Here is a 25989-nt window from a genome sequence, read left to right as displayed (position 1 = left end):
TCAAGCATGAGCTAACCTTACCTATCGGGTTAGCTCCATAACCTCTATCGATTTCAAGTTATTATGCAACATTTGTCAGGAGAAGTCTTTCGTGAAATTCTGCAAACAGCTCCTCGACAGCTAGCAGAAATTGATGCTGAATTACTGTTCATCAAAGAACAATATCTGTTCCATTATCGAGAAGGAACAAAGGAACGCTACAAACTACTCTCCTCTGTCAGTTTGAGAACTGCATTTTGTCACGAGCCGATTGATACGGATTGGATGCCTCCAGGAGTCATAAGGTGGGGAACTAACTCTCAAGGAAATTGGGTAGTAAAATTCATATCTCCTGCCCAATATAACCTCCAATTTGATGATAGTAAACCCATTACTATTCCACTAACTGCCTTGGTATTTGTAGGACACAACACTCAATATTGGGTATTTGCAACTGATTTGGCTACTTTCAACCCAGAGTCGAAAGCTTACCACACTCCTTTACCAAACATCCATCCAAACGGTTTAATTTGCTGGGGGGAAAATACTCCACCTGTTGCTTCAACTCAAACCATTGACATTGCTTGGCAGAGCTTCATAACCACTCCTTTCAATGCTGACTTATCCAGCCAAAAAAGCCGAAAGTTTCCCCAAGATGTCAGAGAATATCTGAAAAGTTTAGCCTTGAGAAAAAGGCGTACCTATCCTGTTAAAGATTTAGTTGAAGTGAGGTACAGTCCTTCAATTGACTCTTTAGTGCAACACCTCCTATTGATTGCTAACCCTACCTAAATCAAAACTTCTATGTAGGGACTGCACTCAACATTTATTGTTCAACACAAAGTTTAAGTTAATGCTAAAACTTTTTAACCACATTCATGCCTCTATTCCCTTGCCTCCCATTGCTACTGGGGTATTCTGCGAATACGTTACAGCCTCTAACGGCGTGTTTGTGCGTTCAGTTCGCCCCGGACTAGAGGCCATGATTCCTGTTGCAAATTCAACGCCCAATACTATCAAAGGGTTGCCACCTATAGAACCCTACTTGCACCTTGAGACTCGTTTAGTACCATCAGAACTGCTACTTTCTATATTGACAAAAGCTGTATTCACCAAAGATAGCAGTGGCAATCTCACAGAGATTTTATTTCACCTATCCCTTGACAGTAGTAATCAATGGCAACTGACAATTCCACTCCAATTGACTACCCGAACGAGCTGCCAGCCTTTTGACAATTCATCCTACTCAACTGCTTTAATTGAGTGCCACTCTCACGCAGAAATGCCTGCTTTCTTTAGCAGCACAGATGATGCTGACGAGCGGGGTTTTCGCCTCTATGCAGTCTTGGGTAAAGTTAATACCTTGACTCCTGAGATTTTAGTGAGAATCGGAATTTTCGGACACTATAGCTTAATTAAAGCTAATTCTGTATTTGAAGAGCCACATTTGATCACTGATGCTTACCAAAACTCCCTTAAACCTCGACTTTGAGTACGCAAATTCCACACCTCTCCTTCTCAAAGATTACTCTCACCTTCACTTATGGCTCGTTGGCTGTGGCGGCACTGGCTCTTATGTGGCTGAAAGTTTAGCGAGATTAGCTTACGTTTTCAAACAAGTTGGGAAAAATGTCAATATTACCTTTGTAGATCCCGATATTGTGGAAGGGAAAAATTTGGGGAGGCAGAGATTTGGTCAATCTGAACTTGGATTGAATAAAGCCACTACTCTTGCCTTACGTTACAATCTTACCTGGGGGCTAGAAATTAGTGCAATTCCTGACTATTTTGACCCCAAATTGGTAAAATCATACTGGAATGATTTGGTAATTATCATTGGCTGCGTTGACAATAGTGCTGCTCGCCGTTCCTTGGGCAAAACGCTAGAGAATAACCGCCACGCTGAGATTCCGAGAATCTGGTATCTTGATGCTGGCAATAACTTTGATAGCGGTCAAATTCTACTGGGCAGCCATAATAGCCTTGAAGAGCTAACTACGCACCTGGATAAGTTTAAGAAGATAGGCATTATGGGAGCGCTTCCCTCTCCTGTTTTACAATGCCCCAATTTGATAGAATTGCGACCTGAAGAATTGGAAAATACCCATTTATCTTGTGCTGAGTTGGCTAATCTTAACGCTCAGAGTCTCACAATTAATCAAACGATTGCCTCAATCGTTACTGACTATCTATTCCGCCTCACTTTGACAAAGGACTTGCGTAAGTTTGCCACTTTCCTTAACCTTAAATCTGGTTCTATGCGCTCAGAATTTATCAGTTGTTCATCTCTCATAAAGTTTAGTCGTACTTGATACAAATCCTGGTTAGCTACAACTAACGGGATAACAACCCCGTCAAAAGCTTGATAAAATTAAGGACATAGCCCTCATACCCATCTGAAAAATATGAGAGAGTAGAGGGGAGGGTAAAGGTTTAACAATACACCTTTACCCTCCCCTTCCCTTTATTTTGCTAACTTTATTAAGTTTTTTTTTGTTTAATACTGTGTCGAGTTGTAGAGTTTCGTGTAGGCTTCGTCGGCAAAGGATTGAATCAGCTCAATCTGACTAGGATTGACTGTAATTTCCCATACCTTGATTCACTCAGGCACTGTCCAAGTTGCTTTCTTGGCGATATATTTAGCGGGACTTAAACAAATTTTAAGCCTAAATAAAGCCTAAATTTGCTTTATATGCACCAAAGATGCTAGCGAAAACTAGAAAGTTTTAGGCTTCTGTTTGAGAAGATACCCCCTAACGGGAGAAGTTGAAAAAAAATTAACTTCTCAAAGGTTATGGACTCTAACACCGCTTTAATCGATATCTCAACTATTTGCTCTAAATCTGACAACACTCCCCCTAGTGAAGTTAAAGAAGTGGTAGCGGTAATTTTCCCTTTTCTCACTCCGCATCCTTCCGATCAACTTCCCTTTAAAGTAGGCGATATCATCAAAACTGGTGAGCATTACGGTACTGTCACTTCTCTAAATCAAACCGATCGACCTATAAGAATTACCTGGGATGCTAATAACAGCGAAGACAGCTTTTCTTGGGATTATACACTTGATGAAATCTGTGTCCTCAAAATCTCCCTTGTGCCTCAGTTTACTCCTCAAAAAACTACTGGAGAACTTCCCGCTTGCACAACCATCGTACTTGCTAATTCGCAACAGGTACAATTCAGTAACACAACTATTTTCCAAGTAGAATCGCTAACTGAACACCACATTTTTATCTCGACTCTCGGCCAATTTTATCTCTTTCCCATTAACTTGTTTCCAGGCTTCCCGACAAGTTGTACCATAGATATTCCTGCGCCTCAGCAGTTAAAAGCCGCTCGCAGTTTGTCTGTTGCTGACCTCAAAATCCGAGCTAAGACGTATTTAGCTCTCGAAATACCCGACAACTTCTTAGAATTCGCTATGCCAATTCAAAAACAGCAGTTCAAAGAAAAACTGGCTCGACAATTGAGCGAAGAAAATTACGAGCTTCTCGACTTTAACATAGCTTGGGAAGAAACCTGGAAGCAGTACCTAGAAAACCTAGCCAAGAAACAAGGATTATACGGATTTAAAGAGGGAGATTACATTTTAAAATGCCGAGAAGGAGTTCAACAAAGGGGGATAGTCCAACGCTTGAACGTTGAAAATATACGTCCATTCCAAATCGAGTGGAACAGCGGAGAAATCCAAAATTACAGTTTAAACGAACTCAAAGGTTTGGGTATTGCCCGTATCGAAGCTATTGTTAAATTATCCCCCAATGTGGCTTACCAGATTAGCGAAGACGGCTCCTACTTTAGAGCTTGGATTGGGTTCCGTACAAAAGCGTTAGCTAAAGCTTGGCTAATACCTATCAAAAAGCTAGTCGGCTACCTTAGCAACTTAATTGATTGCCAAGTTCCAGATATTCAACATACAGGCTCTAAATACGAATACGCTGTAGAATGTCCCCGGCATAAAACATTAAAGAAGCGTTTAGAAGCTTTGGCAAAAGTTGCTGAACTTGATTTAGAAGGGATGCCTTTTAGAAGATGAGCCGGAAAATGCGATCGCTCCAAACGTTTAAGGTACACAGGGCTAGGGCTACTGTACGCAGGTGGTTACAACAAATCGAGTTCTCTGGACTGGCGATCGCTCTCTGGACTGGCGATCGCACATTCATATTTCCTCCAACCCTAACTAATCTATGTTAAAATCTAACAACCCTACCTTTGACAACTTGATGAGCCTAATCATTCTTAATAAAATATAAAAAAATGGTGGTCGATCAAAATTGGCTAAGGTTAAGCTAGTGCTTTGTGCTGGAGCAGCAAAATTATGATCCAAGTAGTGATTAGCCCACAATCCTTGCTGGAAACGGGCATTAAAGTTGATAAAATTGATAACCTTCGACTCTTCAAATTTACCGACGAGTTGCAATCTCGCCTCGAAGACCTGCTAGAAAAGAACAAGACAGGTTCGCTGATCCTAGAAGAAGAGGCAGAACTCAATGCCATAGGGGAACTAGACCGCATCTTTACCTACCTCAATTCACTCTTGGTTGCCCAGCAATGACTATTAATGAGTTGACAAGGCAATTGGTGCGGAAACGCGCAGGCTACCTGTGCGAATATTGCCACTCTCCAGAAAAAATCAGCACTTCTCGTTTCACCATCGATCACATCCAGCCGCGCTCTCTAGGAGGCTCCGACAATTCTGATAACCTAGCTCTGGCTTGCAGCCGTTGTAACCAGCATCGTTATAATTTCATTGTGGGTCGGGATGTCGAAACCTCAGCAATTCTGCCCTTATTTAATCCCCGTCAACAGCAGTGGTCTGACCACTTCATCTGGAACGCATACGGCACAAAGATTGTCGGCACAACTCCCATCGGTCGAGCTACTTGTGAGCGTCTTGACCTCAACGACGAACGCTATAGAGGAGAACGTTCTATCCAAGAAGCCCGTGCGCTATGGGTTCAGGCTGGTTGGCATCCTCCCTCAGAAGATCCCCGGCAGCTTGAGTAAGCGGATGTGTCCGCATTAAATATTAAAAGATAGACTCAATTTACCCCACTGCAAAATCAGTAAATTGACGTACATAAGGAGCTTTAAAAGCTAAAACAATATCTTCTTTAGGAACTCCAGCAGCTACCAACTCATTCGCTACTCCTGCTTCGGTTCTATCCCTTTGAATCCAAATTTTTCCATCTTTTAAATCAACGTGAATTACACAGCCGTAAACCCGTTTTTGCTCGTACCAGCCCAAATGAAGCACTTGATAATGCTCCCGTTCCGTATCAAAAACTAATTGTACTTCTGTTTCAGTATCTAGGTCATTCCCTGAGTGTTGAGATAGAATTGTTTGGACTAATTCTCCGTAATTTATTCTTTCCATAAAACTATCTCCTCTTTAATAGCTTCAAAAATGAGTAACTTGAGTTGATGTTCAGCGATTAATTTTTGAATAAATCGATTTGGATGAAGAACCCCAGACCAGCAGTGCTAGCTACCTTCCGTCTCCACAGCTAACAAGCGCGGGTGCAGCAGCTATAAATGATAGAAAGACTCAAGTTTAAAGACTTAATATGCTGTGAATCCGACTCATTAGGTGATAAATAAATCAAAAAGCTAACGCTTATTAAGAGAATGATAAAATTAGCACCAGGCACTAATAATGATTCAAACCTTACTAGAACGACCGCAGGAATTTAAACAATTTTCCTTCGCACTCAAACCGCAACAACAGCAAGCTATCGATAAATTGAGAGTCTTTCTAACCAGTACCGAGTCATTCTTCTTGCTCGGAGGTTACGCAGGCACAGGAAAAAGCACAATCGTCTTCCAAATTATCAAAGAACTCTTGAGTAAAAGCAAGCGAATTGCCCTCACCGCCCCCACCAACAAAGCAGTCGGCATCCTCAGAAAAATGGCAGCGTCTCAAGGCATTTTCGGAGTAGATTTTATGACGATACACCAACTTTTAGGACTAGGCATGGTTCAAAAAGAACAAGAGAAAACTTTGGAGCAGACAAGTTTGAGTACCCTGCACCTATATGATATAATCTTCCTCGACGAATGTTCAATGGTTGGGACTCAACTGTGGGATTGGATCGATCGCAGATTTGAACGTACCCTGTTCAACCACCGCAAATTAATTCTCATGGGCGACCCAGCTCAGCTTAACCCCGTCGGAGAAAAACGCTCGCCTGTCTTCAGCATTACCAATAAAACTATGCTAACCGAAGTTGTCAGGCAAGCTGGAGAAAGTCCCGTCCTCGACTTCATCACCGAATGCCGTTCTTGTGTCAAGAATAAAACCGATATGTTCTTGCCACATTCTACCTACACTCAAGGGAACAAATCTAACGGTGCATTCAAAGTTAAGTCAGAAACACTCCTGCAATATGCCCTCAAAACCATCAAGCGCGAATTCACTTTTAACCCAGACTGCTTTCGGATTCTGTGCTGGACAAACAAGCAAGTCAACTATTACAATCAGGCCCTCCGAGAACAAGTTTACGGTCAAACAGCCCCCAGATTCATACCGGGAGAAAGGCTGATTACTAAGAAACCAGTCATGGCCCCTGATGGTAAGACCGTTATTTTGCCCACTTCAACTGAATTTACCATTAAAGAAGTTGAAACGATCCAACACTACGGCTATCGAGTATGGCTTTTAAAGATTATGACCGATGACGGTTTATTTCGGCAAATCTTTGCGCTGCATGAATCCGAAAATAAACGCTACCAGGCTGAACTTAAGGAAAAACTCAAGAGTGCCAAGCGCAGCGGATTTTTATGGCGCAAGTATTATTGGTTTAAGGACGACATATTTGCCGAAATTGACAATTGCTTTGCCCTGACTATTCACAATTCTCAAGGCAGCACTTTTGATGAAGTGGGTTTGGACATTAATGACATTTTGACTAGGCTATTGGTGGGAAAAGAAATGAGCATCAAACAGAAACTTAAAGAATACCACCGCCTCTTGTATGTCGGAACGAGTCGCTGCCGCCAACGGATACTATTTGTCCCTCCAATTTCATCCAGAGTTCAACTTGTATTAGGATACTTAACTAAATCTGGTTCAAGTAACTTTTGATGATAGGCAGTAGAAAGTAGGGATAAAATAGCAATAAATCGGTTTGTGAAAAAGGGGACATCTCACTTAGAATAATATATCAGTAGGGCGAAGCATGACATCCGTAAATATGAGACGTTCACCAATAACTTATATGCCGGAATGCTTCGCTCTCCTTTTTTCGACAAGATGCACTCCCAAAAACTGCTACTTAGATTACGATTTTATTAATCAACAAGCTCAAATTTATCATCCTAAAATAAAGGTTGATTATTACCTTTAATTGTTAAAATTTAATTTCAATAATCAACCTGCTCTCAACCATATTGGTTCCACTCTTTCCACACTTCGACTCTCTTTTTTCAGCCACCGCTCGCGAGTGCTGCTACCGCAGCGGCAAATCGAACTTCTGACACACAACTAATTATGGCAAAATCTAGACTTACAGAAGCACCCCCTCAACAAGAAGTAGTACAGAGAGCAACCAAGAAAAAACGCTCTCCCGCAACAGCGACTAATTCCGCTAAATCTGGAAAATCGGTCAAAGGAATAACAAATATTTCTTCAAATTCTGAGCCTAAGACAGCACTTTCCGAACAAGTAGAAGCCTCTGAAAATTCCACAGACTATGCACCAATTTCAGCAGCCGATGCTTCTGATTTAGGAGCTAAATCAAACGATGCGACATTACCGGAGCCTTCTCCTTCCCCTTCAATCGTTGAATTCGCCTGTGATACCAGAGAATTCAATGATTACATACAGACTCTCAAAAGCAGCATTTATAGCAATAACAGCCATCTCATTTTATCCAATGTTCTAATAGAAGCTAATGCCAAAACTCAACAATTGCATTTAACTGCTTATAACCTGGAATTTGGAATGCAAGTGAGCTTTGATGCTAATGTCAATCAATCTGGAAAGCTCACTCTCCCTGCAACCATACTCGCGGATATTCTCGGAAAATTTCCGAAAAGTCGCCTTACCTTAAAGAGTTCTTGGGAAATTATCAAAGGAAGTGACGTTCCATCAGTCAGTGCCACTCTGACTGCATCAAGGAGCAAGCACGTCATTCGTGGGCTAACTGCGGACGAATTCCCTGCTATCAAGAGCCTTAAACAAAAACTTGTGACCATTCCTGCTAGTGTGTTAATTGCTGTCCTCAAAGCCAGCTTATTTGCTGTAAGTTCTGAAGAAACCAAACGTATCTTAACTGGAGCTAATTTTCAACTAAGCCACGACGCAGAAAGGGGACTTTCTCAATTGAGAGTTTGGACAACAGACGGGCATCGGATAGCAATGGTTGTAGGATTCAGTGAAAGCAGTGATTCCGATATTTTGAACACTCGAAACGTGGAATTTACAGTACCCACTAAGGTACTCCGGGTATTAGAGCGGACTTTGAATCCCACTGACAGAGTAGCTATTTACTATGAAACTGAGCCTGACAATAGCAGTAATTTTGTTGCTTTTGAGTGGAACAATTGGCGGCTGACAGCGCAGTTATTAGAAGGAAAATACCCGAATTGCGACCAGATCATTGCTCCTTATCGGCATGAACTTAGCCATCAAATTGTGGTAGAGAAGCTCAGCTTTTTGAAAGCCTTAGAGCGGTTAGCTTCTCACAGCGATAAGTCCCATGTTACAGCAATTTTTGAATTCGATTTAGATAGTCAACAAGTGCGAATTTCACTCAATAATACTCTCAGTTCTGGTACTGAGATAGTTGATGCCAAACTATTCGGTTGTGACTTTCGGCTCAAGTGTGACATCCGCTATTTAATTGATACAGTTAAAGCTGTTTCTAGTTCCGATTTGCGGATGTTAATGGCAACTCCTACGGCTCCCATGCTGATTGCACCGTTTGGAATACCAGCGTCGGGTACAGAGGCTTTAGAGTGCGAATACATTATCGCTCCGCAAGAATAGTATAAAGGTGGGGAGTGGCATCTAAATTTGATGCCCTCTTCTGCCCCAATTCGGAGCCTATTACTGTATGAATCAGAATAATTTTAATTGCTCTTTTAACATAGACAATTATCTAAAAAGGTGTTCAGGACGCTCGCCAGCGGCGACAACTGATCTTAATACTAATTATCAAGATTTATGCAATAGTACCCGTAGGGTGTGTCGCAGTTGAAAACCCTAACTAAATTCGACAAACAATCTCACAGATCCGCACCTGACAAACAGATCCCACAAACAAACCTAACAATTGTGTAACAAGAGTTTTGAGAAATGGCATAACTTCAGGCACGGCTCCCCTATCGGGGAATAGTGATTAGAAGTATTCTAACAACTCAAAATGTACCAACCACTGCACCTCAAATACCGACCAAAAAACCTACAAGAATTAGTAGGTCAAGATACCATCAAAACAACCTTGACCAATGCCATCGCCTCCTCCAAAATTGCTCAAGCTTACCTGTTTACTGGACCCAGAGGAACAGGCAAAACCTCAACCGCTCGCATCCTCGCTAAATCCCTCAATTGCTTGAATAGCAAAAAGTCAACCGCCACTCCTTGCGAAGAATGTTCAAGCTGCAAAACCATTGATTCTAGTTCCAGCTTAGACGTGACTGAAATCGACGCTGCTTCACACAATGGCGTGGATGATGCCAGGGAATTAATCCAGCACAGCAACTTTGCCCCAGCGATGAGTCGCTACCGCATTTGGATTTTAGACGAATGTCACCAACTCAGTACCAGCGCTCAAAATGCTCTCCTCAAATGTTTAGAGGAACCTCCAGCTCATGTGGTGTTTATTCTATGTACGACTGAGGCACATAAAGTGCTGCCGACAATTATCTCCCGCTGCCAAACTTTTAACTTCCGATCTCTGTCAGTTGATGCTATTATCGGACAATTGGACAAAATTAGCTCCGCTGAATCTATTGCGATCGCAAATTCGGCAATGCGGGCGATCGCTCACACCTGTGACGGAGGGCTAAGAGATGCCCTGCAACTACTCTCTCAGCTTTCACTGCTAAATTCAGAGATTACGGTTTCTTCAGTTGCAGAAGTCTCTGGCAGCATCAGCGAGGAAGACTCGATCGCCCTTCTCAAAGCCATTCATTCTGGCGATACCTTAAGCGTACTGCAATCTTCGAGAACCCTCATTGACAGTGGCAAAACCCCCAAACTGATTCTCAGCAACTTGCTAGCAGCAATGAGAGATTTGCTCATTGTCAAATCAACGCGCCACTGCCAAAATTTAATTACAGGGCCCGTTGCCTACTCACAACTGCGATCGCTCGCTAGCACTTTCGATTTTGAAACAATTGATGCGGCTTGTGCACAATTGCAAAAATCAGAATTTCAATTGAGAACCAGTACGAATGCTGCTACCTGGTTAGAAGTCTGCTTGCTGAACTTGATAGGTAAGAGCGAACCCGCTGCCCCCGAAATGCGATTGCCGGCCACTTCCCAATCTAATCGATTTGACAAACTTGATAAAAGCCCTCAAGATGTTAAGGCTACTGCTCCTGCTCCTGCTCCTGCTCCTGACTTAGAGGCAACTTGGGCGCAAGTAATAGCAGCAGCGAAACCAGGCAATCGCGACCTCTTGAACCGAGCTAAAATTGCAGAACTTTCTACTGATTCATGTGTGTTAGTAGTAGAAAGAAAATACGCGACTAAGTTTAAAAGTCACCTTGAATCCGTGCAGCGTATCGTCACTAAAGCTCTAGGTCGTTCTGTTAATGTCACTGTCAAACAACAGGAGGATTTAGCAGCATGATCTATATCTTAATTGGGAATGATACCTACGCGATCGCCAGAGAAGTGGAAAAGTTCAAAACTCAAACTCACCCTCTCTGGCGAGATTTCAACATCCACCGCTTCGATGCTTCTTTCCTGGATGCAGCCCTCTCTGCTGCTGCTTCAGTTCCTTTCGGCGGAGGAAGCAAACTCATTGTCGTTGAAAATTGCGATTTCAAGCAATTTGGAGAAACTGGGCTAGAATTGCTGCAAATCTTGTCCCAGTTACCTACCACGACGCATTTAGTCTTTACTGCTGGTGCGATCGACAAGCGGCTCAAGGTGGTCAAGCATTTGTTGCAGTTTGGTCAACTTAAGGAATTTACTTTGATTCCCCCTTGGCGTACCGATTTAATTGAAAGTGCGATCGCTACTACTGCTAAACAGATGAATCTCTCAATTGCCAGAGATGCTGTCAGTTATCTAGCGGTAGCCATTGGCAACGATTCTGCTAGAAGAGTCAGTGAACTAGAGAAATTAGCCATTTATACCGACGGCGAGGGTATTACGAAAGAGGCAGCAAAAGCCCTCGTTCCCGCTACCACAGCCAGTAGCTTTCAACTTGCCGAAGCCCTTTTAAAAGGTCAAGCAGTGGCGGCAATTAAGGTGCTTGACGAATTGCTCTCAAGGGCAGAGTTTCCTTTAGCAATTATTGCTACTCTTCAAACCCAGTTTAAAACTTGGCTGTGGGTAAAAGCTACTCTCAATTCCTGCCAACAACGTTCTGATAGCGAAATTGCTAGTATGTGCGGAATTAGTAACCCCAAACGGCTGTATTTCCTTAAGCAGGAGGTTAAGGAAGTATCTGCGAACTTCTTAAGTCGAGCGCTCTCCATTTTGTTTGATTTGGAAATTGCCCTCAAAACTGGAGATAAGCCTGACTCCATGTTACCTGCTTTGCTCAGAATCACTCAACTCACTCACTTTAAATAACAGGAAAGCGCTGCCGTATTAACTCGGCAGCCTTTCATTAACTGCCTTGTTAAAAAAGCGGTTTTTCATTTTACTTATCAAGCTTTTTTTTTACATTTAGGGCGTAAAATAATGTACAATAAGTCCAGATTTATTACAAACTTTTACCGGGACTAAAGTCTAAGAGAGTCGCTTGCATCAAGCGGACTAAATAAAGTTTCGCTCGCTTTCCGCTTACCATATTTTTTCTGTAAGGTAATTTCGTTAATGGGAGTTACAACCGACACACCAGGTAGAGTTGTATTCTTGACCCGGATGGTGCAAGTCGTAGCTGTATGATGTGACGTTCCCAAATACATCTGTCATCGATTTGACCTGTTCCAAGGCATCATAAACTACTGATTGACTGTTACCTTGGGAGGTTCTGATAGCGACGATTAGGCCCTCCGAATCCTCGTCGTATTCCATCGTTTAGGTGTGAGTTTGACAGTTTAGTCTAAATGTAGTTGTGGCGACTTCTATTTGACCGTATTGAGTCGGAATATTCGGAACATTCAGTGTCGAATTAGACCTGAAAATTAACTCAAAACCCTGCATCGCACCAGTCGCTTCTGTTACAACTTATTAATTATCACTCATAGCGATAGCTTTTTGCCTGCATATTCAGGTATGCTGAGGAAATCAATAGCTATAAAAACTGACAATGAAATTGTGTTAAAATGTAAAGGTGTGAGGGCATGATTCCAGAATTTGATGAGAACGGCAACTTGCCACCAGGAGTGTATTGGACCGAATGGGAAGAATTCAAAGAGCGATTTGGAATAACACCACTTCGCACTCGCATGATAGATGGATTGCAAATGGCAATGGAACAGCTAAAGGCAGCAGGATGCAGAACAATTTATATCAATGGTAGTTTTATTACTAGCAAACTAGCTCCTCAAGATTTTGATGCTTGTTGGGATCGAGAAGAGGTTGATATGAATTATCTGAAAACTCATGCTCCTAGACTGAGAAATTATGCAGATAGAGCCGCGCAGAAAGCTCTTTATCGCGGTGAAATCTTTCCGTCCGACCAGCCAGTCGGTAGTTACGATCTAACTTCCTATGAACTATTTCAACGGGACAGAGAGCTGCATCCTAAAGGAATTATTGCTATAGATTTAGTAAGGTGGTCGCCATGATTAGAAATAAAAAGCAATATGAGTATACCCAAGAGTTAGCGAAAAGATGTGAGTCTACGCTAGCCCAGTATGACGCCCAAGATGAAGAGGTAAAAAATAACGATCCTTGGTGGTTAGTAATGCGTGAATCTATCCAAAGTCATCTGGATACTTTCAGGGCAGAAATAGCTGAGTATGAAAGATTGGTGGGGTGCGATCGCACTCAAGACCTCAAAATTGAAGTAGATTCGATTTTAGAACTGCCAAGAGTCTTAATTAAAGCTCGAATTGCTGCGAAAATGACTCAAAAAGAACTTGCGGATAGACTGGGGCTGGAAGAAAATCGAATTAAGCAATACGAAGACTCAGATTATCAATGTGCGAGTTGGGTGGAAATTATCGATATTACTGAAGCTTTAGCGGTTGAGCTGAAAACAGCTAGTTTTGTGGTGGATTTTCAGGAGATGGAAGGGAGGAAAAGTTCTCTGGCTGAGTTGGTGGAACGACAGCGAAAGCAGTTAGAAATTAAAGCTCAGAGAGTTGAAAAATAGTCATTAGTTATTATCTAGATATCGCAGCAGTTTTTGAGGGTACGAACGCACTCTCATATTTGAAAATCAGTTAACTGACATACCCAAAAACCGTTTAAAAGCAGCTCATCTTTCCTGCATCATCCAAACCAGAAAGCCCAAGATTTGCTCAACCGGAGGAAGCGGATAATCTGTAAGGTCAATGGACGCGCATTGCTCTTCTAATTTAAGAAAACGCCAAACTGTACCGCTAGTCACCGTTCCATAAATCGTCGATATCGGCTGTTGCTTTTGTTGGTTAAAGCGTTGAGCTGCCACCATTTCTGCAAGACATTGCCCAAGAGCAGGTTTAAGGTCTTCTTTCTTGGCTTCCACCAGTATAACCGCAGGAGCTTTGATAAATAGTTGCTCCGGGGAACGACTCAGGAGAAAGTCAACATAGCCCGTGAGTTCAGCCTCCGGTTCTACATTGAATTCTTCGCCAGAGAAAACGCTAATCTGTCCTTGAAGTTGGCGTTTTACTTCCAGTAATACGGGATTGATAATACCCTCAGAACGAGCTTTTTCGCTACTCACCGCGATCGCCCATGGAATCGTTTCTTTAAGAGTATCTTGTAGTAAAAGACTAGGAGTCACTGGGAGTATTTCTGGTAAAAAACGCGCTCCTTCAATGATTGTGAGATGAAAATCTTCTACAGCTTTGCTGAGAGTAAATTTACTGTAAGGCATAGGTTTATTATTCTCAATCACATACTATAACATTTCTGGGTTAAATGAGGTACATCTAGTAATTGGTAAAGTGTACTGTACTAATTATATAGCCAGTCTAAATAAGTTGTGAAAAAAACAAGTTTTAAACGAACCGCGAAGACACGTTAGCGAAGCGGCGCGTTAGCGCTAGCACGCGAAGGTCGGAAAGAGAAGAGAGTTTCACGACTTCTGCAAGACTCATTATAGTGCCTCACGAGGCGGGGCGTGAGCGCAGTGAGCCAGAGGCCTACCGTTTCCCTAGTTCCTGAATTAAAACCCATAATTGCCACCAATTTCAGTCAGACTCCCAGTGGGTTTTTTTGGAATTTCCTCTCTCGTTCTTTTTCCTACCTATCGGTAGTAAGAGAGAAAAGATTCATTCTTAGAGTGACCAATGCCTCCCAATTATATCAACCTTCTTTCACAACTAATAGCCAGACATGATTTTCACCAAAATAACTTCCCAGAAGCAAGCCACTTGCAGCCAACTGCAACAGCCGATTTGTGTGAATTTTTAGGCGAAGAGGTTATTTATCATACAATCGCGACCGCTACAACTCCTAAGCTCTACAAAATTCCTCAAGACTTGCCGCCTTCAATAATTTCTGCTTTGCACCGCCAAGGCATTCAACAGCTTTATTCGCACCAAATTAAAACACTCAAAGCCGTGCGCCAGGGCAAAGATGTCATCCTCAGCACAGCAACAGCTTCTGGCAAATCTTTAAGTGCGTACTTGCCTATTTTAGAGGGCATTCTCCAACATCAATTTACTGCACTCTCTATTTATGGATTGAAAGCTTTAACAGCCGACCAAAGTCAAAAACTTGCCGATTTGCTCGAATTGATTCCTGAGCCTGCGCGCCCGCGCCTTGCACTTCTAACTGGAGATACTCCTCCCCAAACCAGAGAACAATTATTGGCGGCAAATCCTAGCATAATCAGCGCAACACCAGAGTTAATTCACTATGCGCTGAAAGGCGTTCACTGGAGTCAGCCTTGGCAGCACTTTTTAAGTCGTCTCCGCTATATTGTCCTAGATGAAGCTCACACTTTTAACGGAGTTTACGGAGCTAACATGGCTAGCTTAATTCGCCGCTTAAAATTGGCAGTAGACGAGCGCGGAGGTTGTTCTCAAAAACTGCAATTCCTGATGTTGAGTGCTACCGTTGGCAATCCCGTTCAATTAGCGAAGTTACTATCTGGTAGAAGTCGAAAGCGAAATATCAATAAATCAGAGCGGTTAGTTTGGATTAACTCTAGCGGAGCTGCTGTCCCAGAACGGCAATTAATTGTTACTAAACCGACTCATGATGCTAATTCCGATGTTGCACGCATCATTATGTTTTTGTTGCAGCAAGGGCAAAGCGGAATTTGCTTCGGTAACGGCAGACAAGCAATAAAAAACTTGTGGGCAACTTTTAAGCAAGAAGCTGTAACTCAAACTAACTCTGGAATTGAGTCGCAAGTAGCAATTTTCTACGGCAGTTTAACCAGCGAGCGCCGCATGGGAATTATTAACTCTTTGAAGTCAGGAACAGTTAAGTGTATCCTCAGCACCAGCGCTCTCGAAGCGGGAATTGATTTGCCTCAACTTGACTTTGCTATTATTAGGGGATGGCCGGGAAGCTTGCAAGCTTTCAGGCAGAGGGCTGGCCGGGCCGGTCGCACAAACTCCGGTTTAATTATCTTCATTCCCATTGCACAATCACCTTTGGATAACTATTTTGCCGCTCGCCCTGAATTGTTGCTGTCGGCAGAATCTGAATTAGTGAGCTTTAATGCCAATTATCCCATAGATATTGCCAAACATTTGATGTGCGCGGCTGTCGAAACAGGCATTCCTGCCAGTAAGCTCAAGCACTACTTTGGCAAGAGCGCTCCTCAAATTGCAACGGCTTTAATTGAGCAAGGTGTTCTTCACAAAAGCCGGGATAAATTATGGGCTAAGGGCTTTCCGCATAAAGATGTAAACTTTCGAGGGGGAACGGGTGCTAGCACGATACAACTGGTGGATGCGGATACTCAAGAAGAGATTGAACTCCTCAGTGCGGAGATTGCTTATCGAGAGGTATTTCCTGGTGCTATTTACCGCACGCAAAACTCAGACGGCTGTTTGGTGACTTATACTTCGCGCTCGCTCTTGAATGGCAAAGCTATTTTGCAAAACACCCCTGAAACTCGACTGTTTACTCTAGCGATTAGCCACACTGATACCAGCCTCAAGCAGAATTTGAGTTTGCCTCAACAAATCCCGTTGGTTATTCCAGAAGTTGAAGGAAATGTTCAAACCAATTCAACGGATAGTAATGCAATTCCAGCTCAAGCTATTCTGGAACTGGCTTGGGGAGAAATTAGCCAACTTGTCACGGGTTATCAATTATTGACTCGCAATTACCAGTTAACTTGTCTCAATAGAAAATGCGTCAATTACCGAGAGCCTTTATCAAAATGTACTGTCTGTCCTGTTTGTGGCAAGAGAACTCGCTCGGCTGAGCTAACATCGGTTCTTAATGAGGTAAACTTTGAGCAAGCTTACGAAATAAAATTTGCGACTCCTGTACTGCAAATTAGTTTGAATTCCCCGGTTGAATGTTACCTGCAACACGTAGTAACAGCTACTCGCCAGGAATTGCTTCAGTCTCAACAGCCGATTCCTCCCGGATATCAGCAGTTGTGGGAGTACCCCGCGAATTTGTTGGCTATTCACAGTTTTGGTCATCAAATTTTAGCAGCTCTACCTCTGACTATTTTGGCTTCAGCTAATGATGTGAATTTTGTGGTAGAAAAGAGAGGTGCAAATGACTATGCAGGACTCTTTTACGATTTAGCAGAAGGGGGTTCGGGAACCTCGGAAGCTATTTTTCGTTCTCTCCCTCAATTAGCTCATGCGGCTGCTGAGTTAGCCCGCAGTTGTCCTTGCAGTTCTGGCTGTCCTCAATGTTTGATTCAGTCGGGATGCCCTGATGGTAACAAAGCTTTACTCAAGCAGGTGGGGCTGCTGCTGTGCGAAGCATTTTCTACTCCTCAAATATCAAAATAATTGGTGGAATAGACGGCTGAGAAAGGGCAATGGGGAGAAAGAAATAGGGAAGAGGGGAGTGGGGAATAGAGTGTAGCTTTTTCGTTTAAAAAAAGCTACGCTCTATTCCATTTTTTTTCTATTTTTATTAAAGACGATGCTTGCATCAACATAGAATTGTGCGAACCGCTACTGCGGTTTTTAGGGGCGCATTTTTCAGATTTCTACTCATGAAAAACAAGCTTGTCTTACCAGTTATTGACTCCCAAACTAGAGAGTCAACGCTGTTACATTTCAGAAAGCAACCCTATAAACTAAAGAAAAAGACAGCTTTAATCCCTAACCTAAAACGAGATTTAAAGCCGGGCTGGCTTTTGACAATTCTCGCACAAATAGACCGATATTTATGGGGAAGGTGGGATTATTGGGCTTTGTGTCAAGCTGTCCCCGCTCATGCCTGGATGCGGTGGAAGATGGAGCCAATGCTAGCTATTCTGGAGAACAGAAAACCAGAAATTTTACCCAAATTTGTAATTGAGGAAACTTTGCCAGCAGAACCGATTCCCCAAATCGAATGGCAGCATTCTCCTACCGCAGAAGCCATGCTAGATAACACTCTCAATTGCATTCCTCAACATGGAGAATGGAAAACTTGGTCAGCTTGGGACTATTTGGAATTTTTCTTGGACTGGGTTTTGTTCGCATTCGGACATCCAGCTTACAAGATTTTACCCAAAGAACCCGCCGGCTGTGAAGGTGCATCAATGCGTCTTTATCAGATGTTTGACCTGTCAATTCTCATGCTGTATCCTGAAGATTATATGGGCAGACTGCTACCCCAAATTTGCGGAAAGACTGCTCAAAAAAGTTCAGGGTTTTATCCGACACCCTTAGCTTTGTGTCAGTTGATATCTAAGTTAGTCAGGGGTGATAAGACAGAGCGAATTTCCAGCTTCAATGAACCTGCGTGCGGTACGGGAGCTTTAATGTTAACACAGTCAAATTACTGTTTGAGCGGTATCGGTCAAGATATAGACCCTACTCTGTTAAAATGCGCTTTGTTTCAGTTTTATATGTTTTCACCTTGGTTGGCTGTTCCGATTTGGTGGTTGGGTCAAACTGACTTGCTCCTCGGCAATAGTTTAAGTAGCGATCGACCTCAATCAATGAACGCTGCTTATTGGTATAATGAGTGGTTTGAGCCAGTCGAGTCCCCGGCTGAAAATGATACTGATTGTCCAGTCGAACGTGAAATAAATTCAGGAGAAAGCTCAGAAGTTATTGACTTGAATGAGAAGACATCAATTCACTCTAATCCAGTAGTTCAAGAAGTTGTTAAGGGCAAACGCCGACCCAGAAATAAGACAACATCGCCTCACCAATTTTCGCTGTTTAATTTGGACGATTTTTAGCCCAATATTTACCTATCGAACGATTTTTGTGGTGCAGGTGAAGAGGTGAGTAAAAACGTTATTCTCCTTGTCAGAGACTGATGTAGTTGCGAATTACACAGAAAACAATAGCGCGATTGCATATCCTCAAGTGGCTGCTGTTGGTTCTGGCTTCTGAGCTACATCAACACCACTACTGGTTTGACCTTGAACCGACTTGGGAATCAAAACATGATTCTCACTTGTGGCGGCGGGCGTAATGTTATGAGTAGGCTGGACTTCACAAGCGAAACTGATTGTAGAAACTGCTCCTTTGAGGACTTGTGCAGCCCAATCTGCTACAGCCAGCCCTTGAGTTTTAGCCGCATCTTGCATCTGGGCTTGCAGGTGTATCGGGAGCTGTAAACTTAAGGTAAAAGTATCTCGTTGAGCTCGTGTTGCCTTTTTGACTAACTCTGGTTGGATCCATCGATCGACCCACAATTTACATTCCGCTCCCCGTTCGTCACCATCCTTTTCAATAAAGCTTAGTTTGCCTAGCTTTTGACAATAAAAACTGTGGGGGTTGCCTTGAATTGGCTCAAAACTACAATGGTAACAGTTCCAGCAACTTCGGCATTGAGTTTCTGTCTGACTGGATGTTGCTCCCAATGCCCCAGCATTCTCTTGAGTAGCTGCTGAAATCTTACCGTCTGATGATGGATGATTGGTTGAAAGAGTTCGTTGGTTTTTGGAACTGTTCTCGTTGTTAGACTTATTCGTCGAAATTTTCTTCTGGTGTTCTTCAACAACTCGGGCAACGTGAAAAGCCGTAAGTTTGCCGTTAGGAGCCGTAGCAACAGCTTGGGCCCAAGCCCTAGGCTGCTCTTGGGAGGGTAGTGCAGCGAGAGGGCGAACTTGGCGCTCATTGGCGGGAAGGATTTGTGCGCCATGGCGCACATTTTCATAGACGGTTGCCGCGTCAATCAATTGGTAGGCCCAGCGACGAGACATTTCCCACCGATTAGTGCAATAGTCTTCAAAAGTCGAGAAGTCTTGTCGGTAGAGGCGCCGATCCCGGATCTGGCGCAAAGCTTGCCCTATTTCCCAGAAAGCTTTCAAGCTCCGTTCGACTGTAGATTCCAAGCTGCTTAATTCTAATGCTTCAGCATCAGTGAGCGTACTGATCTGGGCAGACAAATTTTTAGCGTCGGCTTTGTTTGGCTGGCAGTCCTGTGCAACTCTCGCAGTGAGTTCAGCGCGGAGAACAACAGAGAAGTTATGTGCATCAGAACCGGGAACTGTGTTGGAGGATGACATTGATGTTCCGTCTCTCTTGCGCGGTGCAATATTAAGTATTGCATAATGCAAGGGTGGTTGCGTAATCGATTTAGGCTTTGATTGCTCAAATTTTGTATAAAAGGGGTAAAATACAGCAGGGGCAGTCAAAAATGCGATCGTCAAAAAATTGCTCAAACCTTGCAAATACAAGGACTTTACCGTTAAATAGATGTATAGTGCCAGGTAATTTATCTGATCCGAGGTAATTTATCTGATTCTCGAAAGGTCTTGTCTCAATCCCTCCCTTTTGTAGCGGAGAGGTTTCTCTGCTACAGAAAGTAAAATAATGTACGGTAATAGCGTCAGGTAAGCACTTGTGACTGTTAGCTCTGTGTCTTCTCTTATACTCGATCGCCAAAAGCGGCTGACTCAGTTGATCGAGCTGCTGCTGAAAGAAGGCTGGACTCAAAGCGCTTTAGCAGAAGCTATCGGAGTAGATTTTTCAACAGTATATCGGTGGTTAAAGGGGAAAACGATACCCGAATCCGATTCTAAGAACTTTCGGCAACTGGCAAAGTTAAGCGGTGGCAGTACCACGACTCTGCAACTTTATTTGGACGGAGATATATCCCTATCAGTTTATCAACGCGGTTTGGATGAGGTGGCGATAGGTCAAGTGAGTGGCAGCAAGAAGATAGGCTCTGAAAAAATTAAAAAAGAAGTTTTAGCAAAGATTTATTCCCTCGATCCCGATGATATTGCCGATATCATTTCTTCATCAGTAGCATTTTTAGCCAAACTTGTATAGTTAAGTAACGAGCAGCCAGCCCCTCACGGTTTTCTGTTGAGAAACCGTCCAAGTCACCGTCTCATCCCTACTCCCCCCAATTGGTGACAACTTAAGCGGCAGAAGCATTTGTCAATCAGCAATTACGCTCGGAATTGACTCGGATTTTGGCTAGAAAACTCAAATCGGGGCGATCGAGGAATCGTTAAGTATCCGAATCCTGACTCTTGACTCCAGCGATCGGTCTTAAGTTGTCAGCAAAGACTCTCCCTTACTTCTGGCGATCGCCGCTATTGCTCAGCCTTTTATCCTCTGAGCAATGTACCTCCTTACTCTATCAGACCTCAATCAAACTATTCATACTAGCCCACTACAAGAACCACCTCTTGTTCCTTCCTATCTGCAAGAACACTTGCAACTGCTCGTCAAGCAAATTTTAATGGGATTACCTGTCGAGCCAATTCTCAACAGTCACCCCCAGTTCCAGCAGTGGGTTTTCCAGCTCAAAGAACTATCGCCATCACTGTTTTTACCGCAGCGAAAAATGTTTGTTGACATTCCAATTCAAACAAAACTAGACCGAAAAAAAAGGGGAGTGACAGAAGAAAATTCTTCCCCTTCTTCTCCATTTAAAGTGATACAAGTCCGTACAAATGTGGGTTTAGTCAAAGGAACACCCAGACTATTTGAGTGGGCGATTCGCCATCCTGTACTGACTTGGCAAGACCGAGTTAAGTTATGGGTAGCTGCTGAATTCTTCGAGATGGAGCCTCACAAGCTGCAACTAATTATTTTGGCACTGCATCCGACTCAACCAGCAAAAAAAGTTCAGTTTGCCTGGGACAGCAAGCAACACCGACAAACTCAAAATTGGCTTTTGACTACCATTGAACGAGAGAGAGAACAAACAGTTATCAAGCTCAATGGTTATCTAACACCTCAACCGAAGGAAGTAGCAACAGCTATCAATTTGGATGAAATCAACGAAGTATCGATATAATCAGTTTACATTTTATTGCCATCCTCCTATCGAGAGATATGCACCCTATTCCCGACGCAATCGCCAAAATATTAATACGTTTCTTCTATCCATAGGAGGATGGCACTCTTTAAGATGAGGAAAAACAATAGGTATGGATAAATGTAGTAGGAATGTTAGCCGTGACTGCAACTACCGCCACCCAACCAACAATAAGCCAACTAAAAACCATCCTAATAGTTGAAGATGACCCGATGATGCAGATCGGGCTACAGCATATCCTCAATCGCCAACCCCATTTAACAGTAGTCGCACAAGCTGTTAACGGTAACGAAGCCGTCAGTGCCACACTGCAACACCAACCAGACATCGTGCTGATGGACATTGACTTGCCCGGAATCGACGGTGTTGCAGCCGCGCAGCAAATTAGAGCCGCACTGCCGCATACTCGCATCCTGATGCTCACCCACCACAGCAATCCAACTCAGGTAATGGCGGCTTTGTCAAGCGGCGGTCATGGCTACTGCGTTAAAGGCACTAACGCAGAACAACTTTTAGTAGCGATTACGGCTGTGCAGGAAGGTGGGAGCTACCTAGACCCTAAGATTGCTGACTGCGTACTGCAAAATCTCAAAACGCCGCCGCCCGATAGCTATGCGAATGACGACATCAAGCTGACTGAACGGGAAATGCAGGTTTTGCAGCAGCTAGTTGAGGGTAAAAGCAATAAACAAATCGCTGCTCAACTAGGAATGAGCGTCCACACCGCCAAAGGTCATGTAGAGATGATTATAGCTAAATTTGAAGCGAGCGATCGCACCCATGCAGCCGTTAAAGCACTGCGCTTGGGGCTGGTTTAGCCGTTGGAAGGCAGCTTCTAATTGTTCTAAAAAAAGTGGTTTTTGAGGCGTAGCTATCGCGTAGCAAATTATGGCATCTTGTTAATCTTCAAACTTTGGCAAGGTCAACCAAAACCTAGCTCCTTTTCCCAATTCGCTATCAACGCCAATCTCTCCGCCGTGAGCCTCAACAATTTGCCTGCAAATGTAAAGTCCCAATCCCAACCCTTGCCTTAAACTAACTCCAACTCCCCTCGTATAAGGCTCGAATAATCTTGCACATTGCTGAGGAGAAATTCCTGCCCCATTGTCTGCAACCGTACAGCGAACCATCTCACCTTCCTTTTTAGCTTCTACAGTCAAAATAAACTCAGACTGATTGTATTTAACAGCATTGTCAATCAGATTGCCAAACACCCGCCAGAGCTGCTGGGCATCAGCATTGACTAAAGGCAAATCTGCTGCAAAAAGCTGCTTAACCTTGACTCGATGCTGGTTGAGAATTGGTAATCTTTCAATAAGAATATTTTGGACTAAAGCGGGCAGCGACAGCGGCTTCATTGCTAAAGAAGCACTTTTCACATCAAACTGTTGTGTTGCTGTTAGTGACTCAATCAACTGAAGTTGGCGCGAACAACTTTGCACCATAACCTCCACAGTCCGCCTATCAATAGCAATGTTACTGGCAGCATTATTGAGGCAACTCCGCAGCAGCAGCGACATTCCCGATATAGGCGATCGCAAATCGTGCGAAACAGCGTGCAACAGCATTTTTAAATTGGCTTCTGCTTGCTGTCTTTCTTGAATTTCCTGGCTGAGCTGAGCATTTTGTGCAGCCAATTGCACGTTAGCGCAGCGAAGTTGCTGCTGTAAACGCTGCATTTTAAGTTGAGCAGATACCCGCGCCAACACTTCAACAGGCTCAAAAGGTTTGATAATGTAGTCAGCACCGCCCACCTCAAACCCTTTTACTTTGTCAAATATGTCATCTAAAGCACTGATAAAAATTACAGGAATGTCACAAGTAATTTCCGATGCTTTTAGTTGACGGCAGACTTCATAGCCATTCATACCGGGCATTTTTATGTCGAGCAAAATCAAATCCGGCTTTTGCAAATTTATGGCTGTTAAAGCTCGCTTTGGGTCAATAATTTTGCGGACTTTATAGCCATTTTCAATGAGCATCATAGAAAGTAATTGAACGTTGGCGGGAATATCGTCAACAATCAAAATATCAGCCAAAAATTGTTTAGTTTGCTCCATTATCTATCGCCACCAAATGACAAATTTTTAAGTTTTTTGCGAATATTGCTAACTGCTATTTCCCCAGCCACGCTGTTCGCGTCAGGAGCGTCAACCCGCAACTCAACATCAGCCACAGTCACGGGTTCTTCTGGATCGTTGGGATGCGGCAATAATTGGTAAGCTGCTTTAATCCGATTGTCCAGCTCTTCATCAATATTAATCGATCGACCAGTCTCCCGTTCCACAGACAGTGCCGAGGCTCTGCGTTCGAGCTGCGGGCAAATGCTACTATCCCAAAGAGCCTCAGAATCTTTGACTCGCTTGATGTCGCCGGAGCGCACTGGAATCTTGATCAGATAGGGAAACAGAGCTTCCGCACCCGTTCCGTAACCAGGATTCGTAATGACACACTTGCCTTGAGGAAACCGCAAAATCTCGTCAGCACTGATTAGGGGTTTCTTTTGCAATTGTTCGCTCCAATTGACAGAGCGGCTCGTCTGCTGTCCCGTCGAACTGCCTGTAGAACGATTCTTCACCAGCACTTCCACTTCTCCGTAGCGCTTGGAATATTTTTCGGCTGTGTCAAAGTCACCGGGGTTGAACAAGACGTGAGTTGACAGAGCACTGGCGATCGCAGCCCCTTTTTTATCTCCATAGAGATTGTACAATTGGTTTAAACTTTGAATGCCAACAATCGGCACACCCCCTGCGGAACGGTATTCGTTAGCCCACTGATCCATTCTGTCGAATTTGAGAGACGGAAATTCGTCTAAACAGTACACAAATGGGTCAGAACGCACCCGACTCAAATTAGACACCACGCACAAGTGAATAGCAGCAGCCAATAGAGGCCCAACTACAGCTCGTCTTTGGTCATCTAATTTAAAAATAATGCACTTTTTGCCTTCTAGAACAACCGGAATAGTGCTGCGACCAATAAACGCTCGTAGCAAATCTTTTTGAATAAAACTCGAATAAGTTGCCTCTGCTGTTGCCTTAATACCGGCCACAGTTTTTTCCGCATCTTTTGAACTTAATAACTGCGAAAAACTAGAAGCAATCCACCTGTCCATCTTCAGCGGATGACCGTCGGGACGGTGAACGGCGTGGTCGATGCGCTTGACTAAATCTGGCAGTTGAATAATTGCATAAACCATTGCCAAATCCGGGTATAGACTGCTCTTTGCTAACTGCACTAATCCCTTAGCCATCAATTCCCCTGCTTTCTCGAAAAACTCGTTACCTTTGCTCTCCCCCAAATTTGCATTTCGAGCAATAACTTGTCCAATTTCTGCGGCCATTACTGCATCTTGTGCATCTCTCATAAAATCAAGAGGGTTGATAACGCCGCTGTAAGCTTCCCCCGGTGCAAACACCTGTACATCGTAGCCGTAGCGCACTGCTAAGGGCGCGTTCAGCTTCATTTGGTCTCCTTTTTTGTCATAAATAATCACAGGAAAGCCTTGGTGAAATGCGCTTTCAACCATGCGGTCAATCACGCTGAATGTTTTACCAGAGCCAGGGGCACCAATAACTAAAGTGCCGCGTTCGGCGTGAGGAAACCAAATCGTCGGACTTGCACCCAATAGCGTTTGCAATCTAGCGCTCAACCCCTTAACGCTCTTAAACCAATAAGTCGGCGTGCCGCTCCATAAAGTAACGGGCTGCCGTTTTTTCTCTTTTATTTGTTTGAGAGACAAGCCCGTCGCTGTCATCTTTTCTGCCGTCCCGCACAACCGACCGGAGGTAATTTTTCCCTTGCCAATTCCGATGATTTTAGAGATGACAGCCAGAGCTAGTAATAACCCTAACATTGAAAGTCCTTCAGGATTCATGAACTGACCCAACAACCCGGAAAAATCAATGCTAGTTAACGAACGTTTAGGAGGTTGAACTGCCATTGGTACTAAGGTATGTTTGTTAGTATTAGGCAAAATTTGCAAATTCTTCATGTTAATTAGTTGGCTTGTTAGTTTATTGTTTAATTGTTCTCGATCAAAACAATTGGATTAATTCAGCTTGATTGGCTTGATTCAGCTTGATTAATTAGTAGCTAATACGGTTCAGTTAACCTTTAAGACGAATTTGATACCATGAATTTACGGGAGATATAGGCATCTATTAAAAGTCAGATTGCTAACCTAAGTGTATTGGGTTACTCCCTATAAAATAAGTCGATATTTCACAGAACGGCTATCGCCTTTAGGGGGAGACCATGACACAAATAGGTAAACAATGGGGCTCTCCTGAACTTGTGGTGATAATTTTATCTAATCAGAAAAACAAGCTAATACGCGATTTCTGAAATTATGAAAA

Annotated in this window: 23 protein-coding genes; 17 read left to right on the top strand and 6 right to left on the bottom strand. The window is 43.3% G+C overall.

Features of this window, described 5'->3' with window-relative positions:
• Positions 1-63 precede the first annotated feature (63 nt).
• From QUB70_RS10980 to QUB70_RS10955, 6 genes are all read left to right on the top strand, one after another.
• Positions 64-771 carry a hypothetical protein gene (locus QUB70_RS10980; protein ID WP_332980265.1) on the top strand — a complete coding sequence of 236 codons (708 nt, stop codon included), beginning with the start codon at positions 64-66 and terminating at the stop codon, positions 769-771.
• 61 nt (positions 772-832) lie between these two features.
• Positions 833-1471: a hypothetical protein gene (locus QUB70_RS10975; protein ID WP_332980264.1), complete on the top strand. Its 639-nt coding sequence runs from the start codon at positions 833-835 to the stop codon at positions 1469-1471.
• Positions 1437-2291, top strand: coding sequence for a PRTRC system ThiF family protein (locus tag QUB70_RS10970; protein ID WP_332980262.1), 855 nt, complete (start codon positions 1437-1439; stop codon positions 2289-2291). The genes QUB70_RS10975 and QUB70_RS10970 overlap by 35 nt, the downstream gene beginning before the upstream one ends.
• A 482-nt stretch (positions 2292-2773) precedes the next feature.
• Positions 2774-4015 carry a hypothetical protein gene (locus QUB70_RS10965; RefSeq protein ID WP_332980261.1) on the top strand — a complete coding sequence of 414 codons (1242 nt, stop codon included), beginning with the start codon at positions 2774-2776 and terminating at the stop codon, positions 4013-4015.
• 282 nt (positions 4016-4297) lie between these two features.
• Positions 4298-4534, top strand: coding sequence for a hypothetical protein (locus QUB70_RS10960; protein WP_265239291.1), 237 nt, complete (start codon positions 4298-4300; stop codon positions 4532-4534).
• Positions 4531-4986, top strand: coding sequence for an HNH endonuclease (locus tag QUB70_RS10955; protein ID WP_332980259.1), 456 nt, complete (start codon positions 4531-4533; stop codon positions 4984-4986). Before QUB70_RS10960 ends, QUB70_RS10955 begins: the two co-directional genes overlap by 4 nt.
• Positions 4987-5026: 40 nt before the next feature.
• On the opposite strand, the gene QUB70_RS10950 is transcribed toward QUB70_RS10955, so the two are convergent.
• Positions 5027-5356, bottom strand: coding sequence for a XisI protein (locus tag QUB70_RS10950; protein ID WP_332980257.1), 330 nt, complete (start codon positions 5354-5356; stop codon positions 5027-5029).
• Between the two features lie 279 nt (positions 5357-5635).
• Between QUB70_RS10950 and QUB70_RS10945 the strand changes: the two genes are divergently transcribed.
• The 4 genes from QUB70_RS10945 to holA all read left to right on the top strand — a co-directional run bounded on the left by QUB70_RS10945 (position 5636) and on the right by holA (position 11731).
• Complete coding sequence (locus tag QUB70_RS10945) at positions 5636-7063, top strand: ATP-dependent DNA helicase (RefSeq protein WP_332980255.1); 1428 nt, start codon at positions 5636-5638, stop codon at positions 7061-7063.
• Positions 7064-7468: 405 nt separating this feature from the next.
• A complete protein-coding gene (dnaN, locus tag QUB70_RS10940; protein WP_332980253.1) occupies positions 7469-8968 on the top strand; it encodes a DNA polymerase III subunit beta in 1500 nt (499 codons plus the stop codon).
• 376 nt (positions 8969-9344) lie between these two features.
• Positions 9345-10778, top strand: a complete 1434-nt coding sequence (dnaX, locus tag QUB70_RS10935; RefSeq protein WP_332980252.1) for a DNA polymerase III subunit gamma/tau — start codon at positions 9345-9347, stop codon at positions 10776-10778.
• On the top strand, positions 10775-11731 hold the full coding sequence (gene holA, locus QUB70_RS10930) for a DNA polymerase III subunit delta (protein ID WP_332980250.1): 957 nt from the start codon (positions 10775-10777) through the stop codon (positions 11729-11731). Before dnaX ends, holA begins: the two co-directional genes overlap by 4 nt.
• A gap of 243 nt (positions 11732-11974) precedes the next feature.
• Here the strand turns inward: holA and QUB70_RS10925 are convergent, their stop codons facing one another.
• Positions 11975-12178 (bottom strand): RHS repeat domain-containing protein, encoded by a 204-nt coding sequence (locus QUB70_RS10925; RefSeq protein WP_332980248.1) that lies wholly within the window; start codon positions 12176-12178, stop codon positions 11975-11977.
• A 269-nt stretch (positions 12179-12447) separates the two neighbouring features.
• On the opposite strand from QUB70_RS10925, the gene QUB70_RS10920 reads away from it, so the two are divergent.
• Positions 12448-12894: a DUF6932 family protein gene (locus tag QUB70_RS10920; protein WP_332980247.1), complete on the top strand. Its 447-nt coding sequence runs from the start codon at positions 12448-12450 to the stop codon at positions 12892-12894.
• Positions 12891-13424 (top strand): helix-turn-helix transcriptional regulator, encoded by a 534-nt coding sequence (locus QUB70_RS10915; protein WP_332980246.1) that lies wholly within the window; start codon positions 12891-12893, stop codon positions 13422-13424. The genes QUB70_RS10920 and QUB70_RS10915 overlap by 4 nt, the downstream gene beginning before the upstream one ends.
• Before the next feature lie 105 nt (positions 13425-13529).
• Here QUB70_RS10915 and QUB70_RS10910 read toward each other — a convergent pair whose 3' ends face one another.
• A complete protein-coding gene (locus QUB70_RS10910) occupies positions 13530-14132 on the bottom strand; it encodes a hypothetical protein (RefSeq protein ID WP_332980245.1) in 603 nt (200 codons plus the stop codon).
• Between the two features lie 415 nt (positions 14133-14547).
• Here QUB70_RS10910 and QUB70_RS10905 point away from each other — a divergent pair, with 415 nt between their 5' ends.
• Both QUB70_RS10905 and QUB70_RS10900 read left to right on the top strand, forming a co-directional pair.
• Positions 14548-17193 carry a DEAD/DEAH box helicase gene (locus QUB70_RS10905; protein ID WP_332980244.1) on the top strand — a complete coding sequence of 882 codons (2646 nt, stop codon included), beginning with the start codon at positions 14548-14550 and terminating at the stop codon, positions 17191-17193.
• Positions 17194-17402: 209 nt separating this feature from the next.
• Positions 17403-18584, top strand: a complete 1182-nt coding sequence (locus QUB70_RS10900; RefSeq protein ID WP_332980243.1) for a hypothetical protein — start codon at positions 17403-17405, stop codon at positions 18582-18584.
• Between the two features lie 126 nt (positions 18585-18710).
• Here the strand turns inward: QUB70_RS10900 and QUB70_RS10895 are convergent, their stop codons facing one another.
• Entirely contained in the window at positions 18711-19862 is a 1152-nt protein-coding gene (locus QUB70_RS10895) for a hypothetical protein (protein ID WP_332980242.1), read from the bottom strand.
• 337 nt (positions 19863-20199) lie between these two features.
• Here QUB70_RS10895 and QUB70_RS10890 point away from each other — a divergent pair, with 337 nt between their 5' ends.
• The 3 genes from QUB70_RS10890 (at position 20200) to QUB70_RS10880 (ending at position 22449) form a co-directional block, all read left to right on the top strand.
• Positions 20200-20631, top strand: a complete 432-nt coding sequence (locus tag QUB70_RS10890; RefSeq protein ID WP_332980241.1) for a helix-turn-helix transcriptional regulator — start codon at positions 20200-20202, stop codon at positions 20629-20631.
• A gap of 298 nt (positions 20632-20929) precedes the next feature.
• Positions 20930-21610, top strand: a complete 681-nt coding sequence (locus QUB70_RS10885) for a hypothetical protein (RefSeq protein ID WP_332980240.1) — start codon at positions 20930-20932, stop codon at positions 21608-21610.
• Between the two features lie 161 nt (positions 21611-21771).
• Positions 21772-22449: a response regulator transcription factor gene (locus QUB70_RS10880; RefSeq protein WP_332980239.1), complete on the top strand. Its 678-nt coding sequence runs from the start codon at positions 21772-21774 to the stop codon at positions 22447-22449.
• A gap of 81 nt (positions 22450-22530) precedes the next feature.
• Here the strand turns inward: QUB70_RS10880 and QUB70_RS10875 are convergent, their stop codons facing one another.
• Both QUB70_RS10875 and QUB70_RS10870 read right to left on the bottom strand, forming a co-directional pair.
• Positions 22531-23691, bottom strand: coding sequence for a hybrid sensor histidine kinase/response regulator (locus QUB70_RS10875; RefSeq protein ID WP_332980238.1), 1161 nt, complete (start codon positions 23689-23691; stop codon positions 22531-22533).
• Positions 23691-25625 carry a type IV secretory system conjugative DNA transfer family protein gene (locus QUB70_RS10870; RefSeq protein WP_332980236.1) on the bottom strand — a complete coding sequence of 645 codons (1935 nt, stop codon included), beginning with the start codon at positions 25623-25625 and terminating at the stop codon, positions 23691-23693. Before QUB70_RS10870 ends, QUB70_RS10875 begins: the two co-directional genes overlap by 1 nt.
• Positions 25626-25989 lie beyond the last annotated feature (364 nt).

Source organism: Microcoleus sp. A003_D6 (genome assembly GCF_036702825.1).
Classification (GTDB): Bacteria; Cyanobacteriota; Cyanobacteriia; order Cyanobacteriales; family Microcoleaceae; genus Microcoleus.
Note: the sequence above shows the minus strand (reverse complement) of the source record. Positions and strands in the feature narration are given on the sequence as shown.

What these genes read in the sequence shown, in the direction of transcription:
- QUB70_RS10980 (WP_332980265.1), top strand. Translation starts at nt 64, where the DNA reads ATGCAACATTTGTCAGGAGAAGTCTTTCGTGAAATTCTGCAAACAGCT.
- QUB70_RS10975 (WP_332980264.1), top strand. Translation starts at nt 833, where the DNA reads ATGCTAAAACTTTTTAACCACATTCATGCCTCTATTCCCTTGCCTCCC.
- QUB70_RS10970 (WP_332980262.1), top strand. Translation starts at nt 1,437, where the DNA reads ATGCTTACCAAAACTCCCTTAAACCTCGACTTTGAGTACGCAAATTCC.
- QUB70_RS10965 (WP_332980261.1), top strand. Translation starts at nt 2,774, where the DNA reads ATGGACTCTAACACCGCTTTAATCGATATCTCAACTATTTGCTCTAAA.
- QUB70_RS10960 (WP_265239291.1), top strand. Translation starts at nt 4,298, where the DNA reads ATGATCCAAGTAGTGATTAGCCCACAATCCTTGCTGGAAACGGGCATT.
- QUB70_RS10955 (WP_332980259.1), top strand. Translation starts at nt 4,531, where the DNA reads ATGACTATTAATGAGTTGACAAGGCAATTGGTGCGGAAACGCGCAGGC.
- QUB70_RS10950 (WP_332980257.1), bottom strand. Translation starts at nt 5,356, where the DNA reads ATGGAAAGAATAAATTACGGAGAATTAGTCCAAACAATTCTATCTCAA.
- QUB70_RS10945 (WP_332980255.1), top strand. Translation starts at nt 5,636, where the DNA reads ATGATTCAAACCTTACTAGAACGACCGCAGGAATTTAAACAATTTTCC.
- dnaN (WP_332980253.1), top strand. Translation starts at nt 7,469, where the DNA reads ATGGCAAAATCTAGACTTACAGAAGCACCCCCTCAACAAGAAGTAGTA.
- dnaX (WP_332980252.1), top strand. Translation starts at nt 9,345, where the DNA reads ATGTACCAACCACTGCACCTCAAATACCGACCAAAAAACCTACAAGAA.
- holA (WP_332980250.1), top strand. Translation starts at nt 10,775, where the DNA reads ATGATCTATATCTTAATTGGGAATGATACCTACGCGATCGCCAGAGAA.
- QUB70_RS10925 (WP_332980248.1), bottom strand. Translation starts at nt 12,178, where the DNA reads ATGGAATACGACGAGGATTCGGAGGGCCTAATCGTCGCTATCAGAACC.
- QUB70_RS10920 (WP_332980247.1), top strand. Translation starts at nt 12,448, where the DNA reads ATGATTCCAGAATTTGATGAGAACGGCAACTTGCCACCAGGAGTGTAT.
- QUB70_RS10915 (WP_332980246.1), top strand. Translation starts at nt 12,891, where the DNA reads ATGATTAGAAATAAAAAGCAATATGAGTATACCCAAGAGTTAGCGAAA.
- QUB70_RS10910 (WP_332980245.1), bottom strand. Translation starts at nt 14,132, where the DNA reads ATGCCTTACAGTAAATTTACTCTCAGCAAAGCTGTAGAAGATTTTCAT.
- QUB70_RS10905 (WP_332980244.1), top strand. Translation starts at nt 14,548, where the DNA reads ATGCCTCCCAATTATATCAACCTTCTTTCACAACTAATAGCCAGACAT.
- QUB70_RS10900 (WP_332980243.1), top strand. Translation starts at nt 17,403, where the DNA reads ATGAAAAACAAGCTTGTCTTACCAGTTATTGACTCCCAAACTAGAGAG.
- QUB70_RS10895 (WP_332980242.1), bottom strand. Translation starts at nt 19,862, where the DNA reads ATGTCATCCTCCAACACAGTTCCCGGTTCTGATGCACATAACTTCTCT.
- QUB70_RS10885 (WP_332980240.1), top strand. Translation starts at nt 20,930, where the DNA reads ATGTACCTCCTTACTCTATCAGACCTCAATCAAACTATTCATACTAGC.
- QUB70_RS10875 (WP_332980238.1), bottom strand. Translation starts at nt 23,691, where the DNA reads ATGGAGCAAACTAAACAATTTTTGGCTGATATTTTGATTGTTGACGAT.
- QUB70_RS10870 (WP_332980236.1), bottom strand. Translation starts at nt 25,625, where the DNA reads ATGAAGAATTTGCAAATTTTGCCTAATACTAACAAACATACCTTAGTA.